Below are 11,133 nucleotides of genomic sequence, written 5' to 3'. Positions count from 1 at the left end.
CCCCCCCCCCCCCCCCCCCCCCCCCCCCCCGCGCCGTGTCTCCCGGGCTGCGCGAACGCGGTCCGCGGGCTGCGTGAGCCGGGGTCGCGGGCTTCCGGCCCGTCAGCCGTCGGTCTTCGAGCCGCCGGCCCGTGGGGCGGGGTCGCGCACGTGGTCAGGTGCGGGCGCGGGCGGCTCGGGAGATGGTGACGACGGCCTTCTCCAGGGCGTAGGCGGGGTCCGCGCCGGCGCCCTTGACGGCCGCGTCGGCCTCGGCGACCGCGCGGAGGGCGGCGGACACGCCGTCCGCGGTCCAGCCGCGCATCTGCTGCCGGACGCGGTCGATCTTCCACGGGGGCATGCCGAGGTCGCGGGCGAGCTGGCCGGGGTTGGCGCCGCGCGGGGCGGAGGCGAGTCTGCCGATGGCGCGCACCCCGGAGGCCAGGGCGAAGGTGATGCCGGGCGGTGACTGCCCGACGGACAGCGCCCAGCGCAGCCGTTCCAGCGCCTCGGCCGTACGCCCGGTGACCGCGAGGTCGGCGACCTCGAAGCCGGTGGCCTCGGCGCGGCCCGTGTAGTAGCGGGCGACCACCGCCGCATCGACGGTGCCGTCGGTGTCGGCCACCAACTGGGCGCAGGCACTGGCCAGTTCGCGCAGGTCGCTGCCGATGGCGTCCACCAGCGCCTGAGTCGCCTCAGGCGTCGCGGACCGGCCGAGGGTACGGAACTCCCCGCGTACGAACGCCAGACGGTCCGCGGGCTTGGTCATCTTGGGGCAGGCGACCTCCCGGGCGCCGGCCTTGCGGGCCGCGTCCAGCAGGGCCTTGCCCTTGGGGCCGCCCGCGTGCAGCAGGACGAGGACGATCTCCTCGGCGGGCGCGGCCAGATACGCCTTGACGTCCTTGACGCTGTCCGCCGGGAGGTCCTGGGCGTTGCGTACGACGATCACCTTGCGCTCGGCGAAGAGCGAGGGGCTGGTCAGCTCGGCAAGGGTGCCGGGTTGCAGTGCGTCGGGCGCCAGGTCCCGTACGTCCGTGTCCGCGTCGGCGGCGCGGGCTGCGGCCACCACCTCGCGCACGGCGCGGTCGAGCAGCAGGTCCTCCTGGCCCACGGCAAGGGTCAGCGGGGCGAGCACGTCGTCTGAAGCGGTCTTCCTGGCCATCGCGGTCCAGCATCCCATGGACGTCCGACACCTGGGCGGCCTCTGGCACCTGGGCCCCTGGCGCTCGGACCTCTGAGCCCGGACCTTCGGCACCGCGGCGCGGGACGGCCCGGGGACAATGTGCCGGTGAGCGACGAACGACATGTGCTGGTGCTGCCCGACCGCGACGCGGCGGAGGAGGTCGCCGGGCTGCTGTCCGACCGGTTCGCCCTGCACGGCGCGCCGCGCCTGGTGCGCGACGCGCTGGCGGGCGAGGACGACGCGGAGGACGCGCAGTGGCTGGTGGTCGTGGAGGACCCGGCGGGCGCGCTCGACCGGGCCGAACTGGACGCGGTGGTGGCTCCGTTCGACGGGTGGCTTGAGTAGGTGGACCGGAGTCCGTCGACAGGGGTTCCGCGGAGGTTCCGTACGTACAACGTTTACCGCGCGTTGAGGTTTCGCGCGCGTGGGCGACGCGCGTAGAGGAAAGGATTGTCGACGGGTACATGCCAGATCGATCTCCCATCAGTCGGGTAATCCGGAAGGCCGGAGGGGCACGATGGAGCACGCAGAGGAACGCGGCAGGAGCAAGAGAGGCCGACGGCGGGCCGCCGTCGCGGTGAGCGGTGTGGTGGCCGTGGCCGGCGCGCTGCTGACGCCGTACGGGGGCACGGCGCACGCGGTGTCGCCGGACGTGGTGGTCAGTCAGGTCTTCGGGGGCGGCGGCAACACCGGCGCGCCGTACACCAACGACTTCATCGAGCTCTACAACCGCGGCACCACCGCCGTGTCCCTGTCCGGCTGGACGGTGCAGTACGCCTCGGCGGCCGGGTCTTCCTGGTCCAAGACGGCGTTGTCCGGCAGCATCGCACCGCACGCCTACTACCTGGTCCAGGAGGCCGCCGGCGCCGGTGCCGGCTCGGCGCTGCCCACGCCCGACGCGACCGGCACCATCTCGATGAGCGCGACCAGCGCCAAGGTGGCCCTGGTCACCAACGCGACCGCGCTGACCTGCAGCACGGGCTGCGCCACGCAGCCGGGTGTGCGGGACTTCGTCGGCTACGGCAGCAGCGCCAGCTCCTACGAGGCGGCGCCGACCGGCACCCTGTCCAGTACCACCGCCGCCCTGCGCGCGGGCTCGGGCGCCACCGACACCGACACCAACTCCGCCGACTTCACCGTCGGCGCGCCCGCCCCGCGCAACTCCAGCTGGGGCTCCGGCGGCGGCACCCGCATCCACGACATCCAGGGCACCACCCACATATCCCCGTTCAAGGCACAGACGGTCAGCGCCGTCCCCGGTGTGGTCACCGCCAAGTCGACCACCGGCTTCTGGTTGCAGGACCCCGCGCCGGACACGAACCCGGCCACCAGTGAGGGTGTCTTCGTATACACCAGCACCGCGCCCACGGTCGCGGTCGGCGACTCGGTGACGGTGAGCGGCACGGTCAGCGAGTTCCGGCCCGGTGGCACGGGCGGCACGACCAATCTGACCACCACCGAGATCACCTCCCCGACGGTCACCACGGTGGCGCGGGGCGTCCCGCTCCCGGCGGCGACCGTCGTCGGCTCCGGGGGCCGGGTCCCGCCCGGGACCGTGATCGACAACGACGCCACCGGGGACGTGGAGACCAGCGGCACGTTCGACGCGGCGAGCGACGGCATCGACTTCTGGGAGTCGATGGAGGGCATGCGGGTCCAGCTCACCAACGCGGCCGTGGTGGGCCCGCGCAGCTCCTTCGGGGAGGTCCCGGTGGTCCCCGCCGGCAGCACCACCCGAACCAACCGCGGCGGCATCGTGTACCAGTCCGGCGACCCCAACCCGGAGCGGGTGATCCTGGACGACGTGCTGGCGCCCACCCCGACCGTGAACGTCGGGGACACGCTGACCGGCGCCACCCTCGGCGTACTCGACTACTCCTTCGGCAACTTCGAGCTTTTCGTCACCGCCACCCCCGCGGTCACCAGCGGCGGCATCGCCCAGGAGACCACCGCGACACCCACGGCGGGCCAGCTGTCCACCGCCACCTTCAACGTCGAGAACCTGGCCCCGGCCGACGCGCAGACCAAGTACGACGGTCTCGCCCGGCAGATCGTCACCAACCTCCAGGCCCCCGACCTGGTGGCGCTGGAGGAGGTCCAGGACAACAGCGGGGCGACGGACAACGGCGTGGTCGCCTGTGACCAGACGATGACCAAGCTGATCTCCGCGATCACCGCGGCGGGCGGCCCGAGTTACACCTACCGGCAGATCAACCCGACCAACAACGCGGACGGCGGCGCGCCGGGCGGCAACATCCGCCAGGTGCTCATGTACCGCACCGACCGGGGTCTCGCCTTCACAGACCGGGCCGGCGGTACCGCCACCACGGCCGACGCGGTGGTCGACACCGCCGGTGTGCCGTCCCTGAAGTACTCCCCCGGCCGGATCGCGCCGGCCGACTCGGCGTGGTCCTCCAGCCGTAAGCCGCTGGCCGCGGAGCTCACCTGGCAGGGGAAGACGGTCTTCGTCATCGCCAACCACTTCAACTCCAAGGGCGGCGACCAGCCCCTGTTCGGGCACTTCCAGCCGCCCGTCGCGTCCTCCGAAACGCAGCGGCACAACCAGGCCACGCTGGTGAAGAACTTCGTCGACCAGATCCTCGCGGTGGACGCGAGCGCCTCGGTGATCGTGCTCGGCGACCTGAACGACTTCGAGTTCTCCCAGACCACGGACATCCTGACCGCGGGCGGCTCGCTGGTGGACCTGCCCCGCACGCTTCCGGCGGCGGAGCGGTACACCTACGACTACCAGGGCAACTCGCAGGTCCTGGACCACATCCTGATCTCGCCCAGCCTGGCGGCGAAGGCGTACGGCTACGACGTGGTCCACGTCAACTCCGAGTTCGCCGCCCAGCTCAGCGACCACGATCCGCAGGTGGTCCGCATCCCGCTCCTGTAACCGGGGCCAACGGGTCCGCACCGCACCCCCGGGGTGCGGACCCGCCGTCACGGTCCGCAGGCCCGGTCCCGGACCGCCGCCCCGGCCGCGCCCGCGACGGTCCGGGCGGTCCGGGCGGTCCGGCACCGGCGGAACGGTCCCTCGCGCGGCAGCGCTGTCACCCGGGCGGCGAGTGCGCCCACGGCGGCGGCCCGCCGCGGCTTCTCCCGGCGGGCGGACTCCGCGTGCTCCGGCGAGTACCGGCCGCAGTTCGGCCGGGCTGCTCCCGTGGACCGCGATCGGGCCGTCGGTGTCCGTCCGCAGTACCGTCGCGCCCAGCGCCCGCAGCGCGGCGACCGTACGGGCGGCCGGGTGGCCGTACGGGTTTCCCGCCCCCACCGAGATCAGCGCGAGCCGCGGCCGGGCCCGGGCCAGAAGTGCCGGGTCCTGGTACGACGACCCGTGGTGGGCCACCTTCAGGACGTCCACCCGGGGCAGGTCGGGCACCGTCGCCAGCAGCTCCGCCTGTGCAGGCGGTTCCAGATCCCCCATCAGCAGCAGGGTCAGGCCGCCGGCCCGGACGAGCAGGGCCACGCTCGCGTCGTTCGGCCCGTCGTCCGGGAGGGCGGTGGCCGTCGGCGGCGGCCACAGCACCCGCCACTCCAGGGGCCCGAGCCGCCGCCGCTCCCCCGCCGACGCACGGATCACCGGTACCCCGGCCGCGGCCGCCTCGCGCCGCACCTCCGCGGCCTGCGGCGCCGGCTCACTCAGCACGGTCGTCTCGATCGCGCCCACCCGGCGGCCGTGCAGCACACCCGGCAGGCCGTCCACGTGATCGGCGTGGAAATGGGTGAGGATCAACAGCGGCACCGCGGTGACGCCGAGATCGCGCAGGCAGCGGTCGACCAGGGCGGGGTCGGGGCCCGCGTCGACCACCACGGCGGCGCCCGGCCCCGCGGACAGGGCCAGCGCGTCGCCCTGCCCGACGTCGCACATCGCGAACCTCCAGCCGCCGGGCGGCCACCCCGCCACGAAGCGGGGCAGCGGCAACGGGCGCACCACGGCGACCAGCAGGAGCAGGGCGCAGGCCGCACTCAGCCGGCGGTTTCCCGGGAGCCGCCGGACGCAGACGGTCGCGGCGGCCGTGACCACGGCGAGCAGCGCCGCTCCGGGCCAGCCGCCCGGCCAGGCGACCTCCGCGCCGGGGAGGGCGGCGCCGTGGCGGGCGACGGTGGCGATCCACCCCGTGGGCCAGCCGGCGAGCCAGGCGAGGCCGTGTGCTGCGGGCATGGCGACGGGAGCGGTGGCCAGGGCCGCGAAGCCGAGGACCGTGGCCGGGGCGACGGCCGGTTCCGCGAGGAGATTGCACGGGATCGCGACCAGGCTGAGGCGGGCGGAAAGCAGCACGATCACCGGGCCGCACGCCGCTTGCGCGGCGCCCGCCGCGGCGAGCGCCTCCGCGAGCCGGGGCCGGACCCCGCGAGCCCTGAGCGCCGCGCTCCACCGCGGGGCGAGCGTGAGGAGGGAGCCGGTGGCCAGGACGGACAAGGCGAAGCCGTAGGACCTCGCCAGGCCGGGGTCGTACAGCACCAGCAGGAAAACCGCTGCCGCGAGCGCCGGAATCAGGGACCTGCGGCGCCCGGTGCCGATGGCGAGCAGGGTGATCAGGCCGCAGGCGGCGGCCCGCACCACGCTGGGGCTCGGGCGGGCGACCAGGACGAAACCGGCCGTCAGCACGGCGCCCAGAAGCGCGGTCCAGCGCAGAGGGAGGCCCAGGGCCGCCGCCAGGCCGCGGCGTTCGGCCCGGACCGCTACCGCCGGGGGGCCGATCAGCAGGATCAGGACGACGGTGAGGTTGGCCCCGGAGACGGCGGTCAAGTGCGCGAGATCGGTGGCCTTGAAAGCGTCCTTCAGTTCCGGGGTGAGGGCCGCTGTGTCCCCGACCACGAGCCCCGGAAGCAGGGCGCGGGCATCCGCGGGCAGCGGCGCGGAGGCCTTCCGCAGGCCCGCGCGGAGGTGGGCGGCGAGCCGCTGCGCGGTGCTGGGCGGCGCCGTGATCCGGGGCGGTCCGTGGGCCCGCAGGACGTCGGGCGGCGCGAGCCTCGCGGTGACCGTCACCCGGGTCGACGGGATCAGGCGCAGCCACGGCTGGACGTCCCCCGCGGCGAACACCACCACCGGCGTGCGGATCCGCGTGTCCCCCACCCGCTCGGCCACCCCTTCGACCACCACGGTCGGCGGTGCCTTCGCAGCCCCGCGTACCCGGGACCGCAGTTCGAACGGGTCCCCCGTCACCCGCACCTCCACCTCCGCGGTCGCCCGCGCTCGGGCCATTCCCGGCAGGGGCCCTCTCTTCAGGTCGGCCCCGTGCAGAGCGGCGAGTCCGGCGCCGGTCACGGCGGCCAGCACGGTCGCGGCACCGGCCAGCACGAGAGGTCTTCCTTGCGGGGCGTGGGCGGGCAGGCGGCCGAGGTCCGGGTGACCGCGGAGGCCGAGGAGAAGGGCCGCCACGGCGATGGCGGCCACGGCCGCCGCGAAGACGGCCCAACCCGCGCGCGTTGCCGGGGCGATCGCCGCACCCGCCCACACGGCGATCGCCGGCCCCACCAGACGGAGATCAGGAGGTGCCTCCTGCTGCGGATTCGACGCCCCCAGCGGCGAGGCCGCCGCCGCGTGCACGGCAGCACGTTCCCTGCGGGGATCCCCTGGCCGCCCCGGCCCGGACCCACCCACGACTGTGGTTCGGCCCGCTTCGGGCTCCGCCCGGTGGAGCCGCGCTCGGCGCCGCCGGGCTCCGACATCCCGGCTGGGCGACGCCGCGGTGGCGGGGTGGCCCGACGGCCGGGAGGGTCCGCCCGGGGTGGTGGGCCTTGCCGTGGTGGTGCGCCTGCGGTTGGGGGTGGACGGACTGCTCGGCGCACGGAGGCGGGTGCGGCGGGTCATGGGTGGACCAGGGGTTTGAGGGTGGTGAATTTCCGGTCTCCGATGCCGGGGATTTGGCGCAGCTGGCGGAGGGAGGTGAAGCCGCCGTGCTGGGTGCGGAAGTCGAGGATGTGCTGGGCGAGGACGGGGCCGACGCCGGGGAGGGCGTCGAGTTGGGCGGCGGTTGCCGAGTTCAGGCTCAGAGGAGTGGCAGGGCTTGAGGGGTCGCTCGTCGTTCCTTGCGGTCCCGCGGCGGCGGGTGGGAGGAGGCCCACCAGGATCTGTTCGCCGTCGGTGAGGAGGCGGGCGAGGTTGAGGGCGGTGGTGTCCGTGCCCGGGAGGGGGCCGCCCGCCGCGGCCAGGGCGTCGGCGACGCGCGCGCCCTTGGGGAGGTGGCGTAACCCCGGTTTGGTGACCTTGCCGACGATGTCGATGACGAGTCTGGGTTCCGGGGATGCCATGGCGCGCGGAGCTTCGGCCGGCGCGGTCACCGGTGGCGGCACCGGGACCGTACGAGGGCGGCCCGACCAGTAGTGGTGGAAGGCGAGCCCGCCCGCCACCGCCGCGACCACGGCGAGGGCCAGCACGGTCTTGAACTCCAGCCCGCAGCGCACGTAGAGCCAGGCACGCAGACGGCCCACCGGTCCGGTACTGAATACCGGTACCCCGGGCGCGATCACGCCGGGTGGGACCGCGGACGCCTCTGGCGTGCCGGTACCGCCGGCCACGGCCTCGGGCGGTTCGGTCGGTGCCGGCCCTGTTCGGCCGACTTCCGCTGAACGTGGTTCGGTCATCGGCGGGCCCCCGTCCGGGTGCGAACCGCCTCGGCCGGCCTGCGGCGGACCCGTTTTCGTATCCGCCGCTCCTCGTACGACTCCGGGGTGGCCACGCGCCACGTCCGACGCGTCCGACGTCCAGTCCGGCGCCCCTCGTCCGGCGCCCGGCTGACCGCGCTCCCTGTGCGAGCCGTCACGTCCCGTCCCCGGCTGCCCCGCATCCGTGTCCGGTACCCCCCGCACGGTCCCGGGGCGCCCCGGGACCAGGGACGGCGGGTCGGCGAAGAGGGCTGCCGCGCGGTCGCGCGTTCTCGCGGCTGCCGCGCGGTCGGCAGGACGTGTGCGGTGGGGCCGCATGGCTGTGGTCGAGTCCGTGCTGTTCATGGACTCGATGGTGGACCGGATCAAGAGTCGGAAATGATCTCGTCCGGAATCTGTGGACAAGGGAGTGACTGTGGACAAGTCGGCCACCCGGATGTGTGGGTTTGTCCGGGGGTGGCGAAGGTGAAGCTCAGTGTGGGGAGATCACGACGCCCAGCAGCCCCGGACCGGCGTGGGCGCCGATCACCGCTCCCACCTCGCTGACCACCAGGTCGTCGAGGCCCGGGACGCGGTCGCGGAGGCGGTCCGCGAGGAGGGTGGCCCGGTCGGCGGCGGCGAGGTGGTGGACGGCGAGGGCGACGCGGCGGGCGCCGGCCTGGTCGACCACGATCTCCTCGAGGCGGGAGATCGCCTTGGAGGCGGTGCGGACCTTTTCGAGGAGTTCGATGCGGCCGTCGGCGAGGCGGAGGAGGGGCTTGACCGCGAGGGCGGAGCCGAAGAGGGCCTGGGCGGCGCCGATGCGGCCACCGCGGCGGAGGTAGTCGAGCGTGTCGACGTAGAAGAAGGCCGAGGTGTCGGCGGCGCGCTTCTCGGCCGCGGCGACGATCTCGTCCGGGGTGCCGCCCGCTTCCGCGGTCTCGGCGGCGGCCAGGACGGTGTAGCCGAGGGCCATCGCGACCATCCCGGTGTCCACGACACGGACTGGCACGGGGGAGGACTTCGCGGCGACGGTCGCCGCGTCGTAGGTACCGGAGAAGTCGGCGGAGAGGTGAAGGGAGACGATCGCGTCGGCGCCGGAGGTCGCCACGGCTTGGTAGGCGGAGGTGAATTCGGCGGGGGAAGGCCGGGAGGTGGTCACGGGGTGGCGCCGTTGGAGGGCTCGGGCTACGGCGGGGGCTGAGATTTCGGTGCCCTCTTCGAAGGCTTCGTCGCCGATCACCACGGTGAGGGGTACTACGGAGATGGCGTGTCGGGTGAGGGTTTCCTGGCTCAGGTAGGCCGTGGAATCCGTGATGATGGCGACATGCGGTGACATGTGCGGGAGAGTACCTCTTTCGGGGTGTGGGTGCCCTCTTCCGTGGACGGCGGGGTTCTCCCCCCGTGCGGGGGTGTCCTGGAGCGCCGGCGGGCCCGATTGAGGCTCGCCCCCGCACCGCACTCAGGCGTCCGGGGCCTCCGGCGGGCTCAGCTTGCGGGGCGGGCCGTTCGGGTCGGCGGGGACCTGGGGTGGTGGGGTCCAGTGCCGGAGAGCACTGGATTCGATGTCGATCTGGCGGGTGAGAGCGGCCAGGTCGTCGTCGGCGAGACGGCGGACGCGGTCCCGGGCGGCCCAGCGCAGGGAGTCGGCGGAGTGGGTGATACGGCGTGTGCGGTCGGTGAGGGAAGGGAGGCGCTCGGAGAGGCGGGCCTTGTCGGGCTCGCGTTCGAGGAGGGCGAGCTCGGCGTCAAGAGCGCGGGCGTGGTCGTCGAGGCGGGCGAGGAGAGCGGCGGCCTCGGCGAGGGAGGCGTCCTCGGGGTGGCGGTCGGCCAGGGCGGAGAAGGTGGCGTCGATGGATCGGCGCAGGTCGAGACGGAGTTGGACGAGTTCACCGGCCACGCCCGGGAGGGTGTACCGGCGGGCGCGGAGGCGGTTGTCCTCGATCACCCGTCGGGCCTGGACGGTGCCCCGCTCGACGCCGCGCTTGACCGCGCGCACCGTCCGCACCGTCGCGAGCACAGCGAGTACCACGAAAGCGAGGAAGAACAGGAGGGCGATGGTGCCGGCGATCTCCACGGGCGACTCCTCCGGACGGCGGACCAGGACGATGGCCCGCCGGGACGGCGGATCCAGGGCCATGGACCACGACAGCGGACCACTGCGACAGCCGGCGACGGCGGACCGGGCGGGCGATCCAGGGCGAGCGGGTACGCCACCGCCTACCGTCCACGGTAACCGCAAAGGGCAGGCCCACGGATCCGGCGGATCCCCGAACCTGCCCCTGGGGGCGACGGTCACCAGCGGCGCCCGGTCACGGGGGCACGCGTGCACAGGCGCACACCCGCGCCCGCTCACCGGCGGGCCCGGCTCACACCACGATGTTGACCAGCTTCGGCGCCCGGACGATCACCTTCCGCACCGTCGCGCCGTCCAGCGCCGCGACCACCGCCGGATCGGTCAGGGCCAGCGTCTCCAGTTCCGCCTCCGGGATGGACGGCGGGACGGACAGCCGGGCTTTGACCTTGCCCTTGATCTGGACGACGCAGATCACGGCCTCGTCCTCAGCCAGGGACGGGTCGGCGACCGGGAAGGGGGCGTGGGCGACCGAGCCGGTGTGGCCCAGCCGGGACCACAGTTCCTCGCCGATGTGCGGGGCCAGCGGTGCGATCAGCAGGATCAGCGGCTCGGCGACGGTGCGCGGGACCGGCCGGCCGGACCGCGTCAGGTGGTTGTTCAGCTCGGTGATCTTGGCGATGGCGGTGTTGAACCGCAGCCCCGCCATGTCCGAGGTCACCCCGTCGATCGCCTTGTGCAGCGCCCGCAGAGTCTGCTCGTCCGGCTCGGTGTCGACCACGGTCACCTCGCCGGTCGCCTCGTCCACGACGTTGCGCCACAGGCGTTGCAGCAGCCGGTACTGGCCGACGACCGCCCGGGTGTCCCAGGGCCGGGACACGTCCAGCGGGCCCATCGCCATTTCGTAGAGCCGCAGCGTGTCGGCCCCGTACTCGGCGCAGATCTCGTCCGGGGTGACGGCGTTCTTCAGGGACTTGCCCATCTTGCCGTGCTCGCGCTTGACGGGCTCGCCCTGGTGGAACCAGCCGCCGTCGCGCTCCTCGACCTCGGCCGCCGGGACGTACACACCGCGCGAGTCGGTGTACGCGTACGCCTGGATCATGCCCTGGTTGAACAGCTTGTGGAACGGCTCCACGGAGGAGACGTGGCCCAGGTCGAACAGGACCTTCGACCAGAACCGGGCGTACAGCAGGTGCAGCACGGCGTGCTCGGCGCCACCGACGTACAGGTCGACTCCGCCGTGCGGGGCGCCGTCCCGCGGGCCCATCGCCATTTCGTAGAGCCGCAGCGTGTCGGCCCCGTA

7 protein-coding genes and 1 pseudogene are annotated in these 11,133 nt (G+C 74.0%); 2 read left to right on the top strand and 6 right to left on the bottom strand.

Features of this window, described 5'->3' with window-relative positions:
• Nucleotides 1–154 precede the first annotated feature (154 nt).
• Complete coding sequence (gene holA, locus VIW71_RS16885; protein WP_331623132.1) at nucleotides 155–1,141, bottom strand: DNA polymerase III subunit delta; 987 nt, start codon at nucleotides 1,139–1,141, stop codon at nucleotides 155–157.
• A gap of 126 nt (nucleotides 1,142–1,267) precedes the next feature.
• On the opposite strand from holA, the gene VIW71_RS16880 reads away from it, so the two are divergent.
• Together VIW71_RS16880 and VIW71_RS16875 are read left to right on the top strand one after the other, a co-directional pair.
• The gene (locus tag VIW71_RS16880) at nucleotides 1,268–1,507 is read left to right on the top strand and encodes a hypothetical protein (protein ID WP_331623131.1); all 240 of its coding nucleotides are present in this window, start codon (nucleotides 1,268–1,270) and stop codon (nucleotides 1,505–1,507) included.
• A gap of 172 nt (nucleotides 1,508–1,679) precedes the next feature.
• Nucleotides 1,680–4,061 carry a lamin tail domain-containing protein gene (locus tag VIW71_RS16875; RefSeq protein ID WP_331623130.1) on the top strand — a complete coding sequence of 794 codons (2,382 nt, stop codon included), beginning with the start codon at nucleotides 1,680–1,682 and terminating at the stop codon, nucleotides 4,059–4,061.
• A gap of 243 nt (nucleotides 4,062–4,304) precedes the next feature.
• On the opposite strand, the pseudogene VIW71_RS16870 reads toward VIW71_RS16875, so the two are convergent.
• The 5 genes and pseudogenes from VIW71_RS16870 to VIW71_RS16850 all read right to left on the bottom strand — a co-directional run.
• Nucleotides 4,305–6,983: pseudogene (locus tag VIW71_RS16870) on the bottom strand (ComEC/Rec2 family competence protein); the annotation flags it as partial.
• Nucleotides 6,980–7,603: a ComEA family DNA-binding protein gene (locus tag VIW71_RS16865; protein ID WP_331623129.1), complete on the bottom strand. Its 624-nt coding sequence runs from the start codon at nucleotides 7,601–7,603 to the stop codon at nucleotides 6,980–6,982. The gene VIW71_RS16865 and the pseudogene VIW71_RS16870, both read right to left, overlap by 4 nt.
• A 646-nt stretch (nucleotides 7,604–8,249) precedes the next feature.
• On the bottom strand, nucleotides 8,250–9,095 hold the full coding sequence (locus VIW71_RS16860; protein WP_331623128.1) for a DegV family protein: 846 nt from the start codon (nucleotides 9,093–9,095) through the stop codon (nucleotides 8,250–8,252).
• Nucleotides 9,096–9,218: 123 nt separating this feature from the next.
• A complete protein-coding gene (locus VIW71_RS16855) occupies nucleotides 9,219–9,896 on the bottom strand; it encodes a hypothetical protein (RefSeq protein ID WP_331623127.1) in 678 nt (225 codons plus the stop codon).
• 229 nt (nucleotides 9,897–10,125) lie between these two features.
• Nucleotides 10,126–11,133: class I tRNA ligase family protein (locus VIW71_RS16850; RefSeq protein WP_331623126.1), on the bottom strand; the 1,008-nt coding region annotated here is incomplete at its 5' end.

This window comes from Streptomyces sp. (assembly GCF_036524955.1).
GTDB lineage: Bacteria > Actinomycetota > Actinomycetes > Streptomycetales > Streptomycetaceae > Actinacidiphila.
This window is presented reverse-complemented; position numbering and strand designations above follow the sequence as displayed.